The 19,282-nt window shown below is 43.1% G+C and carries 25 protein-coding genes and 1 riboswitch; of the genes, 21 read left to right on the top strand and 4 right to left on the bottom strand.

The genetic code is table 11. From position 1 onward, the window contains the following. Positions 1-35: 35 nt before the first annotated feature. Entirely contained in the window at positions 36-878 is an 843-nt protein-coding gene (locus MHH54_RS15180) for an oxidoreductase (protein WP_080550309.1), read from the bottom strand. Between the two features lie 114 nt (positions 879-992). On the opposite strand from MHH54_RS15180, the gene MHH54_RS15175 reads away from it, so the two are divergent. The 3 genes from MHH54_RS15175 (at position 993) to MHH54_RS15165 (ending at position 2,742) form a co-directional block, all read left to right on the top strand. Then, on the top strand, positions 993-1,439 hold the full coding sequence (locus MHH54_RS15175) for a YusW family protein (protein ID WP_189282639.1): 447 nt from the start codon (positions 993-995) through the stop codon (positions 1,437-1,439). Between the two features lie 148 nt (positions 1,440-1,587). After that, positions 1,588-2,418 (top strand): ABC transporter ATP-binding protein, encoded by an 831-nt coding sequence (locus MHH54_RS15170; protein ID WP_003213584.1) that lies wholly within the window; start codon positions 1,588-1,590, stop codon positions 2,416-2,418. Between the two features lie 72 nt (positions 2,419-2,490). Beyond that, the gene (locus MHH54_RS15165; RefSeq protein ID WP_003213733.1) at positions 2,491-2,742 is read left to right on the top strand and encodes a YusU family protein; all 252 of its coding nucleotides are present in this window, start codon (positions 2,491-2,493) and stop codon (positions 2,740-2,742) included. A gap of 33 nt (positions 2,743-2,775) precedes the next feature. Here MHH54_RS15165 and MHH54_RS15160 read toward each other — a convergent pair whose 3' ends face one another. From MHH54_RS15160 to MHH54_RS15150, 3 genes are read right to left on the bottom strand one after another with little or no spacing between them, the layout of a single operon-like run. Continuing rightward, positions 2,776-3,123 carry a spore coat protein gene (locus MHH54_RS15160; protein ID WP_003213219.1) on the bottom strand — a complete coding sequence of 116 codons (348 nt, stop codon included), beginning with the start codon at positions 3,121-3,123 and terminating at the stop codon, positions 2,776-2,778. A 12-nt stretch (positions 3,124-3,135) separates the two neighbouring features. After that, positions 3,136-3,369: a hypothetical protein gene (locus MHH54_RS15155; RefSeq protein WP_223250686.1), complete on the bottom strand. Its 234-nt coding sequence runs from the start codon at positions 3,367-3,369 to the stop codon at positions 3,136-3,138. Positions 3,370-3,413: 44 nt separating this feature from the next. Beyond that, entirely contained in the window at positions 3,414-3,551 is a 138-nt protein-coding gene (locus MHH54_RS15150; RefSeq protein ID WP_003212904.1) for a YuzL family protein, read from the bottom strand. Between the two features lie 199 nt (positions 3,552-3,750). Here MHH54_RS15150 and MHH54_RS15145 point away from each other — a divergent pair, with 199 nt between their 5' ends. From MHH54_RS15145 to sufU, 18 genes are all read left to right on the top strand, one after another. Further along, on the top strand, positions 3,751-6,138 hold the full coding sequence (locus MHH54_RS15145; protein ID WP_106032224.1) for a 3-hydroxyacyl-CoA dehydrogenase/enoyl-CoA hydratase family protein: 2,388 nt from the start codon (positions 3,751-3,753) through the stop codon (positions 6,136-6,138). Between the two features lie 12 nt (positions 6,139-6,150). Continuing rightward, positions 6,151-7,326: an acetyl-CoA C-acetyltransferase gene (locus tag MHH54_RS15140; protein WP_342500383.1), complete on the top strand. Its 1,176-nt coding sequence runs from the start codon at positions 6,151-6,153 to the stop codon at positions 7,324-7,326. 14 nt (positions 7,327-7,340) lie between these two features. After that, the gene (locus MHH54_RS15135; protein ID WP_342500382.1) at positions 7,341-9,122 is read left to right on the top strand and encodes an acyl-CoA dehydrogenase family protein; all 1,782 of its coding nucleotides are present in this window, start codon (positions 7,341-7,343) and stop codon (positions 9,120-9,122) included. Between the two features lie 110 nt (positions 9,123-9,232). Next, on the top strand, positions 9,233-9,589 hold the full coding sequence (locus tag MHH54_RS15130; RefSeq protein ID WP_003213086.1) for an arsenate reductase family protein: 357 nt from the start codon (positions 9,233-9,235) through the stop codon (positions 9,587-9,589). A gap of 66 nt (positions 9,590-9,655) precedes the next feature. Further along, the gene (gene gcvH, locus MHH54_RS15125) at positions 9,656-10,039 is read left to right on the top strand and encodes a glycine cleavage system protein GcvH (protein ID WP_003213614.1); all 384 of its coding nucleotides are present in this window, start codon (positions 9,656-9,658) and stop codon (positions 10,037-10,039) included. 45 nt (positions 10,040-10,084) lie between these two features. After that, positions 10,085-10,321, top strand: coding sequence for a YusG family protein (locus tag MHH54_RS15120; protein WP_003212882.1), 237 nt, complete (start codon positions 10,085-10,087; stop codon positions 10,319-10,321). A 128-nt stretch (positions 10,322-10,449) separates the two neighbouring features. After that, complete coding sequence (locus MHH54_RS15115; protein ID WP_003213068.1) at positions 10,450-10,794, top strand: toprim domain-containing protein; 345 nt, start codon at positions 10,450-10,452, stop codon at positions 10,792-10,794. Between the two features lie 12 nt (positions 10,795-10,806). Further along, the gene (locus MHH54_RS15110) at positions 10,807-11,109 is read left to right on the top strand and encodes a thioredoxin family protein (RefSeq protein ID WP_342500381.1); all 303 of its coding nucleotides are present in this window, start codon (positions 10,807-10,809) and stop codon (positions 11,107-11,109) included. A gap of 120 nt (positions 11,110-11,229) precedes the next feature. Then, on the top strand, positions 11,230-11,571 hold the full coding sequence (locus tag MHH54_RS15105) for an SCP2 sterol-binding domain-containing protein (RefSeq protein WP_003212918.1): 342 nt from the start codon (positions 11,230-11,232) through the stop codon (positions 11,569-11,571). Between the two features lie 102 nt (positions 11,572-11,673). After that, positions 11,674-11,782, top strand: a riboswitch (SAM riboswitch). Positions 11,783-11,936: 154 nt separating this feature from the next. Continuing rightward, a complete protein-coding gene (locus MHH54_RS15100; RefSeq protein ID WP_065098093.1) occupies positions 11,937-12,962 on the top strand; it encodes a methionine ABC transporter ATP-binding protein in 1,026 nt (341 codons plus the stop codon). Further along, a complete protein-coding gene (locus MHH54_RS15095) occupies positions 12,955-13,623 on the top strand; it encodes a methionine ABC transporter permease (protein ID WP_003213651.1) in 669 nt (222 codons plus the stop codon). Before MHH54_RS15100 ends, MHH54_RS15095 begins: the two co-directional genes overlap by 8 nt. Positions 13,624-13,637: 14 nt before the next feature. Then, positions 13,638-14,459, top strand: coding sequence for a methionine ABC transporter substrate-binding lipoprotein MetQ (metQ, locus tag MHH54_RS15090; protein ID WP_342500380.1), 822 nt, complete (start codon positions 13,638-13,640; stop codon positions 14,457-14,459). A 104-nt stretch (positions 14,460-14,563) separates the two neighbouring features. Continuing rightward, positions 14,564-14,932 carry a carboxymuconolactone decarboxylase family protein gene (locus MHH54_RS15085; protein ID WP_003212803.1) on the top strand — a complete coding sequence of 123 codons (369 nt, stop codon included), beginning with the start codon at positions 14,564-14,566 and terminating at the stop codon, positions 14,930-14,932. 215 nt (positions 14,933-15,147) lie between these two features. Continuing rightward, positions 15,148-15,285 (top strand): hypothetical protein, encoded by a 138-nt coding sequence (locus MHH54_RS15080; protein ID WP_162839378.1) that lies wholly within the window; start codon positions 15,148-15,150, stop codon positions 15,283-15,285. A 211-nt stretch (positions 15,286-15,496) separates the two neighbouring features. Further along, positions 15,497-16,282 carry a Fe-S cluster assembly ATPase SufC gene (gene sufC / locus MHH54_RS15075; protein ID WP_003213654.1) on the top strand — a complete coding sequence of 262 codons (786 nt, stop codon included), beginning with the start codon at positions 15,497-15,499 and terminating at the stop codon, positions 16,280-16,282. Positions 16,283-16,300: 18 nt separating this feature from the next. Next, entirely contained in the window at positions 16,301-17,614 is a 1,314-nt protein-coding gene (gene sufD / locus MHH54_RS15070) for a Fe-S cluster assembly protein SufD (RefSeq protein WP_003213450.1), read from the top strand. Next, on the top strand, positions 17,614-18,834 hold the full coding sequence (locus MHH54_RS15065) for a cysteine desulfurase (protein ID WP_342500379.1): 1,221 nt from the start codon (positions 17,614-17,616) through the stop codon (positions 18,832-18,834). The genes sufD and MHH54_RS15065 overlap by 1 nt, the downstream gene beginning before the upstream one ends. After that, entirely contained in the window at positions 18,824-19,270 is a 447-nt protein-coding gene (sufU, locus tag MHH54_RS15060) for a Fe-S cluster assembly sulfur transfer protein SufU (RefSeq protein ID WP_003212941.1), read from the top strand. Before MHH54_RS15065 ends, sufU begins: the two co-directional genes overlap by 11 nt. The last annotated feature ends 12 nt before the right edge of the window (positions 19,271-19,282 follow it).

The raw sequence follows: 19,282 nt of genomic DNA, 5'->3' as shown, positions 1-19,282 counted from the left end.
AGGTGGACGTTAAAGGTCTACCTGTTTTTTTATGCTTATTTTTTTGAAGAGAGTGTACGTAATATGATCTTTTCCCACATGCTCCAAGGCAGGAGCTGCTTTGCTGTGAATGAAAGCCGCACTCCTTTCCCAATCGGATATCTCAGCTTTTTCAGCCGCTTCTTCTCGGCTAATCGAATCACAAGCTCTGCGACTTCACGCGGGTCCCCGTAGTTTGATTTCTGGGCATTGATATGGGCCATCATTTTTTGATAGAGGTGAATGTATTTCGAGCCTTCCTCTGGCTGCAACATGTGCTCGTTCATAGACGTGTTCCAAATATTCGTTTGGAAAGAGCCTGGCTCGATCAAGGCTGCCTGTATACCGAACGATGCCAGTTCAATGCGCAAGCTCTCTGTGTAGCCCTCTAAAGCAAACTTGGAGGATACATAAGGAGAAAGTGCGGGCATTCCCATTAATCCGCTGATGCTGCTCATATTGAATATCTTTGCACCATTTGTCATCAGCGGAAGGACGGCTTGTGTCACTTCCATGACTCCGAAAACATTGACATCAAATTGCTGGCGGTACGTGTCAACAGGAACCTCTTCAGCAAAACCCGCATAGGCTGTTCCAGCATTGTTGACAAGCAAGGTAATGGGGGCGTAAGTATGCAACTTTTTCTGAAATGCTTGAATTGACTGCGTGTCTGTCACATCTAATGCTTCAATATGTATCGCTTCGGCTAACGAGGCTTGCTCGATTTCTTCAGCAAGCTTTTTCGCATTGGCTTCCTGCCTGACACCTGCAATCACTGTATAGCCTTGCTTGGCGAGACCAGTCGTGATGAGCTTGCCAAAGCCGCTATTGGCACCAGTTACAATGGCTGTCCTTTTCATCATCTCGTACCTCCTTTTTGTTTCAATTTACCATAGACCGCTCTTTTATTGAATAACGAAAAGAAGGATGGAGAAGAATAAAAAGCGATGATAAGAAATAGGAGGAAGCGCATGATGTGTTGGAAGAAGGCGGGACAAATAGGAGTGCTGCTTTTTATGCTGTCTGGCTGCCAATCGATTGAGCCGCTCCAGCAAACAAAGGAAGCAGAAGCAGAGAGTCTCTCAGCGATTCAAATGAAGGAACTTCCATTTGAGCATCTCCACCTGCATGTTCAATACGGGCAGAAAAGCGAATTATACGAAGCCACCTATCGTCAGGCGAAAGGAAAAGAAGAAGCACTGATTCGTGATCATATGAACGGTGTCCGCTATGAAGGTGAAGAAGCTTTACGCGAGATGAAGATGAAGCTAAATGATATGTCGATTCCTAGTGCGAAGATCAATGAAACGTATGTCAATGAGCTATTAGCTGCTTTTAATTTAGACGATGATTATCAGCGAATTCAGGTCGATATGAAGCTTGAAGATGGGACCAAACGTACATTCCAAAAGAAGAAGTAAAACGGAACTTTCTCATTTTTTAATTGAAAATGATTTTCAAAATCACTTAAATCTGATACACTAAATTGAGATAAGTGATCTTTTGCGTCTATATATAGACGATATTTCATATAAAAAATTTGCATGAGAAAAGGAGCGTTTGAGCGGAATGAGTGCCATTTCTACTGAAGGTTTAAGCTTAGGCTACGGAGAAACAATGATCATAGATGAACTAAATGTATCAATCCCTAAGGGTGAAATCACAGTATTTATTGGCAGCAATGGATGCGGTAAATCCACGCTACTTCGCTCTTTGGCCCGTCTCATGAAGCCAATGGGTGGGTCTGTCCTGCTTGAAGGTCATTCCATTGCCAAATTACCAACAAAGGAAGTAGCGAAACAGCTCGCTATTCTTCCGCAAGGACCAGAAGCGCCAGAAGGATTAACCGTGCATCAGCTAGTGAAGCAAGGCAGATATCCTTATCAAAATTGGCTGAAGCAGTGGTCAAAGCAAGACGAAGAAGCAGTGAATCGTGCACTGAAGTCAACAAAGATGGAAGACCTCGCTGATCGAACGGTCGATTCATTATCAGGTGGACAAAGGCAGCGTGCATGGATTGCGATGACGTTAGCGCAGGAGACGGATATCATTTTGTTAGATGAGCCGACGACGTATTTAGATATGACGCATCAAATTGAAATTCTCGACCTTCTGTTTGACTTAAATGAAAAAGAGCAGCGCACGATCGTCATGGTACTTCATGACCTGAATCTCGCATGTAGATATGCTCATCACCTTGTAGCGATTAAAGACAAGACGATTTATGCAGAAGGAAGACCAGAAACGGTCATTAATTGTGATCTTGTGAAAAATGTTTTCGATATGAACTGCCAAGTGACAACAGATCCTTTATTCGGAACTCCATTATGTATTCCGCATGGAAGAGGACGCTGTATTGTGCAGCAAGCGCAAGCGGAGACATTTCTCGCTGCAAGATAATCATATGTCAAAAGCCTGACATCTGTTACGTACAGAGTCAGGCTTTTTTCTGAAAAAAGGAGCGGAAGATCAATGGGAAATGAACTAGATGAAAAGCTGGAAGGCTTGCTTGAGAAATATACTGAGCTACTGCTTGGCGAATCAACAGACGCACTGAAACAAGATGTGAAACAATGGGTGATCTACTCTCATATCGCAAAAAGCATGCCGCCTCTAGCAAAGCATTTTAATGAATCGTATCCAGAGGCTAAGGAAGAAATCAAAGAAACCATTCAGCGAATCAAACAAATGAACGAAGCTCATCGAGCGAATCAAGATCGTTAAAAAAACTGCCAGCTACATACTGGCAGTTTTTCTTTATGACATCTGTGATGGTCCGTATGGAGATTGTTCTGTCAGTGTTTGCTGAAATTTCTGGTGCGCCTGCTGGAGCTTTTGCTGTTCAGCGGCTTCAACAGAATACCAGCCGTATTGGAACATGACATCATATAAATGTCTTTGTGTTTTCTGAGTTTCTAGCGCAATTCGCTGAATATCTTGGTAAAGAGATTCATGACTGAATTCATTGAGCGCTGTGTTATATCCACTTGTCATATATTTCTCAGTCGACAGCAGATCTGTGATAAAATCACGATCATTCATGTTTGTTGTCGTGGGAACCGGAGTTTGAGGATTCCCGATTTTTTGTTGGTTTTGTTGTTCCATGTTTTTTTCCTCCTATTGCATAAAGCCAGTAGACTGGCCTTGCCCTGAGCTGCCTAAATGCTGAAGAATTTGTGTGTAATGCTGATGGTGCATTTGGCCCACTTGGTTTAATTCTTGTTTCAATGTTTGGTCCTGGCAATGCTCGGCCATAAAGTGAGCCTTTTTCATAGCGATCAAGTTCCAATTCAGCATATCCTCTAAGTACAAGGAATCCTTTACTGAAATGACTTGCGGGGGCATATTCATTTGCTGATTGTTCAAGGTGTGTTCCTCCTTACAATTTTGTTTCCTTACTGATTCTTTTTATATTGCTGATTTTGACTGGTCTTTTTTCCGCCTAGGTCTGCTTCCTGTGATGGACCTGCGTTTCCTTTTACACTTGCAGCACTTACGCCTGCTTTCGATGGATTTTTCTTCAAACGAGACATGTGGACATCACCTCCATTCTTACAATGCCCTCTCCTCTTTAATTCATACGCCGTAAAATAAGGCACATGAGAATGTGTAAAATTTTGAAATCCGCTCTTGAACTGTTTCGGAAAATCTTTTAAGATAAAGAAAGAGGCATTGCTTTTTTTTGGACAAAAAATGAATGACTGTTCATTCAAAATGTTTAGGGGGATATTTATGGGCAAACATATTCGCAAGGCAGCTGTCATTGGTTCAGGTGTCATGGGCTCAGGCATTGCTGCGCATCTAGCCAATATCGGGATACCAGTCACATTGCTAGATATTGTGCCAAACGAACTGACAAAGGAAGAAACGGCAAAAAAGCGAACGCTTGATCACCCTAGTGTTCGGAATAGATTAAGTCAAGAAGCGATGAAAAAATTATTAAAGCAAAAGCCAGCACCTCTTACTTCAGCAAAAAACCTATCATACATCACACCGGGAAATCTCACAGACCACCTTTCCTTATTACATGACGCTGACTGGATTATTGAAGTCGTTACTGAAAAGCTCAGCATCAAAAAGCACGTATTCTCTCTCATCGACGAACACCGCAAAGAAGGCAGTATCGTATCAAGTAATACATCCGGAATTTCGGTTGAAAAAATGGCAGAAGGCCGATCAGAGGATTTTAAACGCCACTTCTTAGGCACACATTTTTTTAACCCAGCTCGTTATTTAAAGCTTTTAGAAATCATTCCTATTCAAGAAACAGATCCAGAAGTACTTCAATTTATGAAAACGTTTGGCGAGGATGTACTTGGGAAAGGCGTCGTTGAAGCGAAAGATACGCCGAACTTTATTGCCAATCGTATTGGTACTTATGGACTCCTTGTGACAGTGCGTGAAATGCTTGAAAACAAATACACCATTGGAGAGGTGGATTCGGTCACAGGACCCCTCATTGGAAGACCGAAAAGTGCGACCTTCCGTACACTTGATGTCGTAGGGATCGACACGTTTTTCCATGTAGCCCGCAACGTATATGACCAAGTAGAAGGAAAGGAAAAAGATATTTTCCAGCTGCCTGAGTTTATTGAAAGAATGCTTGAAAAGGGATGGATTGGCAGCAAGGCAGGGCAAGGATTTTATCAAAAAAATGGGAAGACCATTTTAGAACTTGACCCTGTGACGCTCACATACGGAGAACGAACGAAGCTGAAAGATCCAGGCATTGAGATGGCGAAGCAGCAAAAGGGAACGAAAGCGAAATTGAAAGCGCTTATTTATCAAGATGGTCGTGCAGGACAATTGCTCTGGAACATGACGGCACCTGTGCTCCTTTACTCAGCTCAGTTAACAGGCGAAATTGCGGATGATATTCAGTCCATCGATAACGCAATGAAATGGGGATTTGGCTGGCAGCACGGTCCATTTGAGCTATGGGATGCAATTGGTGTGAAAAAAGCAGTCGAGCGCATGGAAGCAGAAGGTCACAGCATCCCGCAGTGGGTGCAAGACATGCTGTCAGAAGGACACGACACATTCTATCAAGAAAATGCTGATGGAGAGCGTGCGTTTTATCACAATGGGGCTTACGAACAGGAAAAAGGAAACGACAAGAATATTTCCTTAGCGAAATTGAAAAAGAAGAACGGCGTGATTTTCAAAAATGCTGGTGCGAGCTTGATTGATATCGGTGATGATGTCGCCTTGCTCGAATTTCACTCCAAAAGCAATGCCATTGGACTAGATGTCATTGACATGATCAATCGCGCTGTCGATGAGGTGGAACAGAATTATAGAGGGCTTGTCATCGGAAACCAAGGGAAGAACTTCTGTGTTGGTGCCAACCTTGCTCTCATTTTAATGGAGGCTCAGGACGATAATTTCTTTGAAATTGACTTTGTGATCCGCCGCTTCCAGCAGGCAATGATGAAGGTGAAATATAGCGACCGTCCAGTCGTTGCTGCTCCGTTTGGTATGACACTTGGAGGCGGAACAGAGGTTTGTCTGCCGGCAGCAGCTATTCAGGCGTCGAGTGAAGCATACATGGGTCTTGTCGAAGCGGGAGTTGGACTGATTCCAGGCGGCGGTGGAAACAAAGAATTATACCTTCGCCATCTGCAAGGATCAGCGAAGCCATCGCAGACCGCTATACAAGACGCCACGATGAAAACATTTGAAACAATTGCAATGGCGAAAGTATCCACTTCGGCAGAGGAAGCGCGGGATATGAACATGCTGCGCGCGAGTGACCGAATCAGCATGAACGGAGACCACCTGATCTATGATGCGAAACAACTCGTGCTCTCTCTTGATGAATCGGGTTATCGTGCGCCGCTTACGCAAAAGGTGCCCGTCATGGGAGAAACAGGCTATGCAGCGATGATATTGGCTGCTGAAAATATGAGACTGTCTGGATACATTTCAGAGCATGACATGACCATAGTTAAAAAATTAGCTCATGTTATTTCCGGCGGGAAACTGCCATTTGGAACAGAGGTAGAGGAGCAATACTTATTAGAGCTTGAAAGGGAAGCCTTTTTAAGTCTTGTAGGAGAAGTGAAATCACAAGCACGCATGCAGCACATGCTCGTCAAAGGAAAACCTTTACGTAACTAAGGGGGAGTCAAAATGAGAGAAGCAGTCATTGTCGCTGGCGCGAGAACACCAGTAGGGAAGGCGAAAAAAGGATCGTTAAAACATGTTCGACCTGATGATATGGGCGCGTTGTGTGTAAAAGAAACATTAAAGCGTGCTGGTGATTACGACGGACAGATAGATGATTTGATCATCGGATGTGCAACACCAGAAGCAGAGCAGGGGTTAAATGTGGCTCGGAATATTGGGGCGTTAGCAGGACTTCCGTATACAGTACCTGCCATCACCATCAACCGCTACTGCTCATCTGGTCTTCAGTCAATCGCTTATGCAGGTGAGCGGATTATGCTCGGTCAGGCAGAAACGATCTTAGCTGGAGGAGTCGAATCGATGTCACAGGTGCCGATGATGGGTCATTCCATTCGTCCGAATGCTCAATTGGCAGAACAAGCGCCTGAATACTATATGAGCATGGGGCACACGGCAGAGCAGGTGGCGCAAAAGTATCAGGTCACACGTCAAGATCAGGACGCCTTTGCGGTAAGAAGTCATCAAAAGGCAGCCAAAGCATTACAGGAAGGAAAATTTTCAGATGAAATTGTCTCCGTTGATGTAACAGAGCGGCGGGTAGGGGAGCAATATCAATTAGAAGAACATCAATTTAAGTTTTCACAGGATGAAGGCGTGAGAGCAGGGACAACGGAAGAGATTCTTTCTACTTTGCGTCCGGCTTTCTCGACAAAAGGCACGGTGACCGCAGGAAACTCTTCACAAACAAGTGACGGTGCTGCGTGTGTGATGATGATGGATCGTGAGAAAGCATCCTCACTTTCCCTTCGTCCGCTCGCCAAGTTTCGGGCGTTTGCTGTTGGCGGTGTACCGCCTGAGGTGATGGGAATCGGTCCAATTGAAGCCATTCCGCGTGCGCTGAAAATCGCTGGACTTGAGCTGAAGGATATCGGGCTGTTTGAATTAAACGAAGCGTTTGCCTCTCAGGCCATTCAAGTTATTCGTCATTTAGGGATTGATGAAGAGAAAGTGAATGTCAATGGCGGGGCAATCGCGCTAGGACATCCGCTCGGCTGTACAGGAACAAAACTGACACTGTCACTCATTCATGAAATGAAGCGGCGAAACGAGCAATTTGGCATCGTCACAATGTGTATCGGCGGGGGCATGGGAGCAGCAGGAATTTTTGAATTGATCTAAAGGGGGAAAACAGAATGAAAGCAATGGAAGAGGTAAAAAAGGGTGGAAGCTTCTTAATTGATGAGACGAATTATGAGCATATCTTTACACCAGAGGATTTCTCTGATGAGCATCAAATGATTGGAAAGACAACAGAGGATTATATTTTACAAGACGTTGTTCCATATATAGATCAAATTGAAAACCATGAATTTGAGCATTCTGTCAGGCTTCTCAAAAAGGCTGGAGAGCTTGGGCTGCTAGGAGCTGACGTGCCTGAAGAATTCGGCGGGCTCGGATTAGATAAAATCAGTTCAGCCATTATTACCGAGAAATTTTCCAGAGCAGGGAGCTTCTCGCTTTCCTATGGCGCCCATGTCGGCATTGGGTCTCTGCCAATCGTGCTGTTTGGAAATCAAGCGCAAAAGGAAACATATCTTCCTGGACTCGCTTCTGGAGAAACAATTGCAGCGTACGCCCTCACTGAGCCAGGATCAGGCTCTGACGCCCTTGGAGCAAAGACAACTGCGGTCTTAAATGAAGCCGGAACTCATTATGTGCTGAATGGGGAAAAACAGTGGATCACAAACTCCGCATTTGCCGACGTCTTTGTCGTATATGCGAAAATTGATGGTGAACACTTCTCTGCTTTTATCGTAGAAAAGGATTTTCCAGGTGTCAAAACGGGACCTGAAGAGAAAAAGATGGGCATTAAAGGTTCATCGACAAGAACGTTAATTCTCGAAGATGCTCAAGTGCCGAAGGAGAATTTACTAGGTGAGGCTGGCAGAGGTCATGTCATTGCCTTTAACATTTTGAATATCGGACGCTACAAGCTGGCTGTCGGAACAGTTGGTGCGTCAAAACGTGTCATTCAATTATCGGCAGAATATGCAAACCAACGTAAGCAATTCCAAACGCCAATTTCTCGATTTAGCTTAATTGGTGAAAAAGTAGCCAACATGTCGGCAAAGCTCTATGCGATGGAAAGTGCTGTTTACCGCACAGTCGGATTATTTGAACAGCGCATGGGTCTATTAAGTGAAGAAGAGCAAAAGGATGGCAAACAAATTGCCCAGTCCATTGCAGAATATGCGATTGAATGCTCTCTTTGTAAAGTACTTGGCTCTGAAACTTTAGACTATATAGCGGATGAGGGCTTGCAGATTCACGGCGGATATGGATTCATGCAAGAATACGAGGTCGAAAGAGCCTATCGTGACTCGCGGATTAACCGTATTTTTGAAGGGACTAACGAAATCAACCGTCTGCTTGTACCAGGCACATTCTTGAAGAAAGCGATGAAGGGAGAGCTTCCGCTGCTTCAAAAGGCGCAAACCTTACAGGAAGAGCTCATGATGATGATGCCGGAAGAGCCAGGTGATCAGCCGCTCGATCAAGAAAAATACTTGCTCGCCCATGCGAAAAAGATCGCCTTAATGGTATCTGGAATGGCGGCGATGAAGTATGGAAAAGCATTAGACAAAGAGCAAGAGATTCTTGTGAACATAGCGGATATCGTCAATGAAATTTTTGCTGCTGAATCGGCGATTCTGCGTACTGAAAAGGCAATCGCTGCATCAGGGCTAGATAAGAATACTCAAAAGCTTGCTTACACACAAATTTTCACGCAGGAAGCCTTCTTAAAAATTGAAGCTCATGCAAAAGAATCCTTGATCGCGATGGAAGAAGGAGATGCACTCCGCATGAGTCTGTCAGCTCTTCGCAAACTGACAAGATTCACCCCGATCAATGTCATCGCCAAAAAGCGCGAAGTGGCGAAACGAATCTTTGAAGCAGAGAAATATATCGTATAAGACGGCTGAAAAGGTGCGGGTATCACTCCGCACCTTTTTGTAAGCATACATTTAGGTTTTTAAAATATTTTGTGATAAAATGTTCTCACTACTTGCAGGAGGTGAAAATAGTGGCTTTAGATTTTTATGAATACCCATCTTGCGGTACATGCCGAAAAGCAAAAAAATGGCTGGAAGAACACAATAAAGATATCAACAGCATACATATCGTCGAAGAGACGCCTGATAAAGAAACATTAAAAGCGCTTTACGAAAAAAGTGGCTTAGAGCTGAAGAAGTTCTTTAATACAAGCGGACAGAAATACCGAGAGCTACAGCTGAAAGATCAACTTCCTGCAATGTCAGAAGGCGAGCAGCTAGAATTACTCGCATCTAACGGAATGCTGATCAAGCGCCCGATTACAACAGACGGTAAACGAGTCACAGTTGGATTTAATGAAGATACATTTAAAAGCGTCTGGAAATGATGTAACTTTCATTCAGATTGTGGTATCTTCAATATAGATTGAAAGAAAAGACTGGAGGGGTATTGAATGAGCACACCAAAAGATTTACGTTATTCAGAAGAACATGAATGGGTCAAAGTAGAAGGAGATAAGGTGCGTATCGGTATTACGCATTTTGCTCAATCTGAGCTAGGCGATATCGTGTTCGTTGAGCTTCCTGAAGTAGGAGACAAAATTACAGCGGACGAGCCTTTCGGAAGTGTAGAATCAGTGAAAACAGTTTCTGAGCTTTACGCACCGATCAACGGTACAATCGTCGAAGTGAACGATGAGCTGGATGACAGCCCTGAATTCGTCAACGACTCTCCATACGAAAAAGCATGGATGATCGTGGTAGAGCCAGCTGATACATCTGAAATTGAGAACTTGATGACTGCTGAGCAATATGAAGAAATGACAAAAGAAGACTAATTCACGTGAAATTGGACACTCTACCTTTATGGGGGGGTGTCCAATTTGTCTTTTCAAAAAGAACATGTGGATATAACAGATCATGTCACTGGACGATTCAAAGAAAGCGGCATGGTGCTGTATCATCAAAATGAAGAGATTGGCACGATGATTAGTGAAAACCAATATGAGTTAAAATCAGGTTATTCCTATGAGCAAAATCGTTTTTATCGTCTGACGGATACATTGACCCACGGAACAGAAAAATATGTAGACTGTGATGATGAAAATGGCTGGTGCTAATCACAGATGAGGCTGCAGTGAGCATAAGCTGCAGTCTTTTTAGTGCAAGCGCCCAATCTTTACAACCTGAATGAAAAATTGTAATCTAAGGGAGAAGTGAACAACGTCAAAAGGGCCGGGTGATCGTGATGAATGTAGAGGTAGAAAAGGTCATCATTGTAGAAGGTAAAACAGACAAACAAAAGCTAAAAGAAGTCATAAGTGAACCTGTTACCATCATTTGCACCAATGGCACGATCAGTACATCGAAGCTGGATCAGCTCGTAGACGAATTATTGGGGAAAGACGTTTACATATTAGCAGACAGTGACGATGCAGGCGACAAACTGCGGAAGCAATTTCGAAAAGAATTCCCTGAAGCATTTCATCTTTTTGTCGACAGAACGTACCGCGAAGTGGCCGCTTCACCGTCAGCCCACATTGCATCTATCCTATTAGCTGCAAACATTGATGTTCATTCGAAATATTTATGAGGGTGGACGTATATGAAAGAGATTGAAGAATACGAATTCAAGGAGATAAAGGACGATTTATTTCTTTTATACTTATATACACCGTTTTGCGGAACATGTCAGCTGGCAAAGAAAATGCTGGCTGTCGTAGACACCATGCAGCCGGATGTACCTTTTTATGAAAATAACTTAAACTACTCACCAGGCTTTGCGAAGGCTTTTGAGATCGAAAGCGTTCCTTGCTTTCTACTGTTTAAAAAAGGTGAGCTGGTGCAAAAAGGCTATGCCTTTCACTCCGTACCATATCTTCATGAAATGATTGAAACCGCTAAATAAAGCGGTTTTTTGTCATATTTCAAGCAATTCATCTGAAAATTTGTCGAGTTATTTATAAAGGACAAGCGAATGTTTGTAGAGAAATGTTATGTATAACCAAATGACAGGGAGGTTATACATGTGGAAAAAGTGAAAACCCATGGAAACACAGGGCAGCGATTATTGCTAAAACCGCTGCTCTCATCATCATCCTTGAAGATTACATTTGAGGCGGAAACTGACTCTTGTACATTGATTGTGGATGAGCGTGGTGAAGTGAAGAAACTACCTGCAATTGAGTTATCGGATCTCATCTTTTATGGTGAGAGAAAAGAAATACTTCAATTATTAGATGGAGATATGTCCTTACAGCAGTTAATTAGCAGGGGACAAGTGAAAGTAAAAGGGTCATTCCGTGCGCTCCTAAGACTAGAGGCGGTACTTTGGCTGACGAACGGTTTTTTTCGAAAAATGATAACTTAGTCGTTTACTTGGAAATTAGCGATTTACAGCGTTGACATATCTCGGGTGGCATGATATTCTACGTTAGTAAAAACATGAACATCACATAAAACAACATATTTTCTCTTATTAAGAGAGGTGGAGGGACGTGCCCTATGAAACCCGGCAACCGTCAGCATAGCTGAAATTGGTGCCAATTCACTCAAAGCCGCAATGCTTTGAAAGATGAGAGAAAGGCGTATTGAACATAAAAGGCCTTTCTGCTTGCATTGCAGTTAGGTCTTTTTTACTGACCTCACGTCAGGCGCGAAGCATTACAGCAGGAAGAATAAATAACGTATGTGATGGCAACCTATAGATTCAGCAAGAAAGCAGGTGAACAGACTGTGATCCATTTACAGAATGTATCAAAAACGTACCACTCAAAAAGCGGAAATGTTGATGCCGTGAAAGACGTCAACTTGGATATTGGTAAAGGTGAAATATTCGGAATTATCGGGTATAGCGGTGCCGGAAAAAGCTCGCTTATTCGCCTATTAAACGGTCTGGAGCTGCCAACAGCAGGAATTGTTGAAGTGGCAGGCAACCGGATCAATGAAGTATCGAATGCGAAACTTCGGAAAGCAAGACAAGAAATCAGCATGATTTTCCAGCACTTTAACCTACTTTGGTCAAGAACAGTGAGACAAAATATTATGTTCCCGCTTGAGATCGCAGGTGTACCTACATCGAAACGGAGAGAGCGTGCGAATGAACTGATTAAATTAGTCGGTCTAGAAGGAAAAGAAAATGCGTATCCGTCTCAGCTTAGCGGCGGACAAAAGCAGCGTGTGGGGATTGCGAGAGCATTAGCAAATGATCCAAAGGTTCTTCTTTGTGACGAAGCAACATCAGCGCTTGATCCGCAAACAACGGATTCTATCCTTGATCTTTTAGCGGATATCAATAAACGTTTAGGGCTGACAATTGTGCTCATCACACACGAAATGCACGTCATTCGCAAAATTTGTCATCGCGTCGCGGTCATGGAAAATGGACGCATTGTCGAAGAAGGCGAAGTATTACGCGTCTTCAGACAGCCGAAGGAAGAGATGACGAAGCGATTTGTACAGCAGCTTGCTGAACCAGAGGAAGCGAAAGAAACAATCGAGCACGTCTTAGAGCGTGTAAAAGAAGGTCAGGTCGTACGGTTGTCCTTTATTGGCGATTCTGCCGAGCAACCGCTCATCACTGAAATCATTCGATCCTTCAAGGTCGATGTAAACATCCTTCAAGGAAAGATTTCTCAAACGCAGGAAGGCGCGTTTGGAACACTCTTTATCCATATTAATGGAGAAGAGACCGAGGTTGAAAAAGCCATCGCCTATATCCAAAGTAAACAGGTTGAAATTGAGGTGATGACACATGTTTGAGAAATGGTTTCCGAACGTTGACCTAGATGTGATTTGGAATGCAACGGGTGAAACGGTGTACATGACACTCATTTCATTGGCATTTGCTTTTGCAATCGGGATTATCCTAGGACTCCTGCTCTTCCTTACAGGAAAAGGCGGTCTTTGGGAAAATAAACCGATCAATGCTGTCATCGGTGCAGTCGTCAACATTTTCAGATCGATTCCTTTTATCATCTTAATTATTCTTTTATTAGGGTTCACGAAATTCTTAATGCATACAATTCTAGGTCCAAATGCAGCACTCCCTGCCCTTGTCATTGGGTCAGCTCCATTCTATGCACGTCTTGTCGAAATTGCACTGCGTGAGGTAGACAAAGGAGTCATTGAAGCAGCACGGTCAATGGGAGCGAAAACGTCGACCATCATTTTCAAAGTATTGCTGCCAGAATCATTGCCAGCCCTCATTTCAGGTATTACCGTAACAGCGATTGCTTTAATTGGCTCAACTGCGATTGCAGGTGCAATTGGAGCAGGCGGACTTGGTGACCTTGCTTATGTGGAAGGATACCAATCTGGTAATACAGATGTCACACTTGTTGCCACTGTGTTTATTCTCATCATCGTCTTTATTATTCAAATAATCGGTGATTTGATTACAAATAAAATTGATAAACGATAAGGGAGGATTTATTCATGAAGAAATTGATTTTAAGTGCACTATTTCTAGCATTTGCAGGCATCTTAGCTGCATGCGGTTCATCTAATAACGCAAGTGATAGCAAAACCATTACGGTTGCCGCTTCAAAAACACCACATGCCGAAATTCTTGAAGAAGCAAAACCACTTCTAAAAGAAAAAGGCTACGATCTAAAAGTGAAAGTACTTAGTGATTATAAAATGTACAACAAAGCGTTAGCTGAAAAAGAAGTGGATGCAAACTTTTTCCAACATATCCCTTACTTAAATGAAGAAAATAAATCAAACAAAGATTACAACCTAGTTAGTGCTGGTGCGGTTCACCTTGAGCCTTTCGGTATCTACTCTAAGAAATACAAATCAGTAAAAGATATTCCAAACGGCGGAACGATCATCATGACAAACAACGTGGCTGAACAAGGCCGTATGCTTGCACTATTGCAAAATGCTGGTGTCATTAAGATTGATCCTAAAGTTGATACAATCAACGCAACAGTAAAGAACATCAAAGAAAACCCGAAGAACCTAAAGTTCAAAAAAATCGCTCCTGAACTAACAGCGAAAGCTTATGAAAACAGTGAAGGCGATGCTGTGTTTATTAACGTCAACTATGCGATTCAAAATAAATTGAATCCGAAAAAAGATTCAATTGAACTTGAGCAAACAAAGAACAACCCATATGCAAACATCGTGGCGGTTCGCAAAGGTGAAGAAAAATCAGATAAGATCAAGACATTAATGGAAGTTCTTCACTCTGATAAAATCAAAGAATTCATCGACAAAAAATTTGACGGTGCTGTACTACCGGTATCTGAATAACAATGTGTTAACCTCGCTTTCATCAAAGCGAGGTTTTTTTGTGTATTTTTTCAAATCTCGCTCATAATAAAAATGTACAAATGACCTGAAGGGATGGAATGAAGATGAATGAACAGCATATGAGCGGATCCATGCAGCAATCACTGACTGATTATAAAACGGCAATGGGTGAATTTCAGAAGAAAATGCCGGTGTTTGGGAAGAAATTCAATGAATTCACGGAGCAGTGCTTTCAGAGCGATTCATTAACGCAAAAGGAAAAACAAATGATTGCCCTTGGCATCAGTATTCATGCACAGGATGAATACTGCATGATTTATCATACAAAGGGAGCGCTCGACCAAGGCGCGACAGAAGAGAATTTGCTAGAGGTCGTCAGTGTGGCGGCAGCGTTCGGCGGCGGTGCTGCACTAAGTCAAGGCATCACAGTTGTTCAGCAATGTATTGACGAATTTGGAGGACAGACGCATTAAGGGAAGGATAAGATGGCATTTATCCATATCAGGGAGTTGAGTCCTTCTCAGCCGATTGTGTGAGAAAATATGCCAGCATAGCGCGTCATATCCCTTTTGAGTGAAGCCACATGTCTTTGATACAATGAAGCTACACTCAAAGAAGGGAATGGTTTATTATTTGTTCGGACCATAGTACACTGGGATTGGATTATACCGCCGAGATGGAAAAGGCCATGCATAAGGCTCATGGCATGAGCTATGCAGAGTACGAAAGAGACCATGACTTACGGATGAAAGTGGAATATAAACGAGAGCAGTCCTATCGAGATGAGAAAAGACAGCTCGCAAAAATGAATATACGAGGCTATTAAATAGCTAAGGGGCGGGGAGAACAGATTCCCGTCCTTTCTTTATGAAAACAGTCTTTTCGACATAAATCCTTTTATCTACCGGCTTTTTTTGTTAGAATTTTGAGAGCATCCTCTCACGCATATCGTGAATGTGTTGTATTCAGTTTTAATTTGTTATAAAATTAGAATGAGAATAAATTGAGAATAATGATTATTTTGGAGGTATCGATATATGACTGCTTCGACATTAACAATTAAGGACTTGCACGTTGAGATTGAAGGGAAAGAAATCTTAAAGGGTGTAAACCTCGAGATAAAAGGTGGAGAATTCCACGCAGTAATGGGACCAAACGGTACAGGTAAATCAACTTTATCTGCTGCCATTATGGGTCACCCTAAATATGAAGTAACAAAAGGTAGCATTTTGCTTGATGGCGAAGATGTACTTGAAATGGAAGTAGATGAGCGCGCTCAAGCAGGTCTTTTCCTTGCGATGCAATACCCATCTGAAATTAGTGGTGTGACAAATGCGGACTTCCTTCGTTCTGCTATTAACGCTCGCAGAGAAGAAGGCGATGAAATCTCTCTAATGAAATTCATCCGCAAAATGGACGAAAACATGGAGTTCCTTGAAATGGACCCAGACATGGCGCAACGCTACCTAAACGAAGGTTTCTCAGGCGGAGAGAAAAAACGCAATGAAATTCTTCAATTAATGATGATTGAACCTAAAATTGCGATCCTTGATGAAATCGATTCTGGTCTTGATATCGATGCGTTGAAAGTGGTTTCTAAAGGAATTAACAGAATGCGCGGCGAAAGCTTCGGCTGCTTAATGATCACTCACTATCAGCGTCTACTGAACTACATCACACCAGATCACGTTCATGTCATGATGCAAGGACGTATCGTGAAATCTGGCGGACCAGAGCTTGCACAACGTCTAGAAGCAGAAGGCTATGACTGGATTAAAAAAGAGTTAGGAATTGAAGACGAAACTGTTGGTCAAGAAGCGTAAGCGTTAGGAGGATTATTGATGACATTAGAAACGAAATTATCAGTAGATCAAGATTATGTCAAAAGCTTCTCCGAGAAGCATCAGGAACCGGCATGGATGAGTTCCCTTCGCTTACAGGCTCTTGAAAAAGCAGAAGACCTTCCAATGCCAAAGCCTGACAAAACGAATATTTCTAAATGGAATTTAACCAATTTCAAACAGCACACAGTCGAAAGTGCGCCATTTGGATCATTAGAAGAGCTTCCTGAAGAAGTGAAATCTCTCATTGATTTAGAGGACACGGATAAGACAGTCTACATTCAGCGTGATCAAACGCCAGCATACTTGTCTCTTTCAACAGAAGCGAAAGACAAAGGCGTGATCTTCACTGATCTTCATACAGCGCTTCGCGAACATGGTGATCTAGTGAAGAAATACTTCATGACGGATGCAGTGAAAGTAGATGAGCATAAACTAACAGCATTACATGCTGCTTTAGTCAATGGCGGAGCTTTCCTCTATGTACCAAAAAATGTAGAACTTGAAGCGCCAATTCAAGCCATCTACCTGCATGAAAATGACGACACGACTTTGTTCAATCATGTCATCGTCGTAGCAGACGATCATAGTGCAGTGACATATGTAGAAAACTACATTAGTACAGCAAAACCTGAAGAAGCAATCTTCAATATCGTGTCCGAAGTGTTCACGGGAGCTAATGCCCGCGTCACATACGGCGCAGTAGATAACCTTTCAGAAGGTGTCACAGTCTATGTGAACAGACGCGGTATGGCAAGTGGCCGTGACAGTAAAATCGAATGGGCGCTTGGCCTTATGAATGATGGAGACGTCGTGTCTGAAAACATCACAAAGCTTATGGGCGACGGGACATTCGGTGATACAAAATCAGTTGTTGTCGGCCGCGGGAATCAAACGGAAAACTTTACAACAAGCATCATCCACTTCGGTAAAAACTCTGAGGGGTATATCTTGAAGCATGGTGTGATGAAGGATCAAGCATCCTCTATCTTTAACGGAATTGGTAAAATCGAGCATGGCGCAACGAAGTCAAATGCCGAGCAGGAATCACGTGTTCTCATGCTGAGTGAGAAAGCACGCGGTGATGCAAACCCAATTCTATTAATTGATGAAGATGATGTAACAGCAGGGCATGCTGCTTCTGTTGGACGTGTCGATCCAATTCAACTCTATTACCTCATGAGCCGCGGGATTTCCAAAGAAGATGCAGAAAGACTTGTGATTTATGGCTTCTTAAATCCAGTCGTCAAAGAACTGCCGATTGAAGGAGTTAAAAAGCAGCTCGTTTCTGTGATTGAAAGGAAAGTAAAATAATGAATATCAAAGACGTTCGTGAGCAATTTCCAATCCTTCATCAGCAAGTGAACGGACATGATTTGGTGTATTTGGACAGTGCAGCGACTTCTCAAAAACCAAGAGTGGTCATGGATGCAATGAATGAGTATTACCGGTCTTACAACTCGAACGTCCACCGGGGTGTTCATACCCTTGGCACAAAAGCAACGGACGCATACGAGGGTGCGAGAGAGAAAGTTCGTGCATTCATCCGTGCTTCATCTGTCCAAGAAATTATTTTTACTAGAGGGACAACAACTGCACTAAACACAGTGGCGATCAGCTATGCTAGAGCAAACCTCAAAGAAGGCGATGAGATTGTCATTACGCACATGGAGCACCATGCAAATATCATCCCTTGGCAGCAAGCAGCAAAAGCAACTGGCGCCACATTGAAATATATTCCGTTACAGGAAGACGGCACGCTATCGCTGGAAGATGTGAAGCAAACAATCACACATCAAACGAAAATCGTCGCTGTCACACATGTTTCAAACGTATTAGGAACCATCAACCCGATTAAAGAAATCGCCAAAATAGCCCATGATCATGGGGCAATCATTGTCGTCGATGGTGCGCAAAGCACGCCGCACATGCAAATTGACGTTCAGGATCTAGACTGTGACTTTTTCGCATTCTCTGGGCATAAAATGTGTGGACCGACTGGCATCGGTGTACTTTACGGGAAGAAGGACCTTTTGAATAATATGGAGCCTGCTGAGTTTGGCGGTGAAATGATCGACTTTGTGGATCTGTATGATTCTACTTGGAAAGAGCTCCCGTGGAAATTTGAAGCGGGAACACCGATTATTGCCGGAGCAGTTGGACTAGGAAAAGCGATTGATTTCTTAAATGACATTGGTATGGAGGAAGTCAGCCGTTACGAGCATCAGCTTGCCACTTATGCGCTTGAGCGCTTCAAGGAGCTTGAAGGTGCGACTGTTTATGGACCGCAGCACCGAGCTGGGCTTGTGACGTTTAATTTAGATGACGTCCATCCGCATGATGCGTCGACTGTTCTGGATACGGAAGGTGTCGCCATTCGTGCTGGACACCACTGTGCACAGCCGCTCATGAAATGGCTTGGTGTATCAGCGACTGCAAGAGCAAGCTTCTATCTGTACAATACAGAAGAAGAGATTGACAAACTCATTGCAGCGCTCCGTAAGACAAAGGAGTATTTTACGAATGTCTTTTAATGTAAACTTAGACACACTGTATAGACAAGTGATTATGGATCATTATAAAAATCCGAGAAACAAAGGTGTGTTAAACGACAGCATTGTCGTCGATATGAACAACCCAACGTGTGGTGACCGCATTCGTCTCACGATGAAAATCGAAGACGAAAAAGTCATGGATGCGAAATTTGAAGGAGAAGGATGCTCCATTTCGATGGCATCTGCCTCTATGATGACGCAGGCGATTAAAGGGAAAGATATTGAAACAGCTTTGAAAATGTCTCAGATTTTCTCCGATATGATGCTAGGAAAAGAATACGACGATTCCATTGATCTTGGTGACATTGAGGCGCTGCAGGGAGTGGCAAAATTCCCTGCCCGCATCAAATGTGCAACATTATCCTGGAAGGCGCTTGAAAAAGGCGCATCTGCCGAAGATAACGGCAAATCATAAGATTGGAGTGAA

Origin of the sequence: Bacillus sp. FSL K6-4563 (assembly GCF_038630405.1) — a bacterium.
Classification (GTDB): domain Bacteria; phylum Bacillota; class Bacilli; order Bacillales; family Bacillaceae; genus Bacillus; species Bacillus pumilus.
The sequence above is the reverse complement of the archived record's forward strand: the minus strand, read 5'-3'. Positions and strand labels throughout refer to the sequence as shown.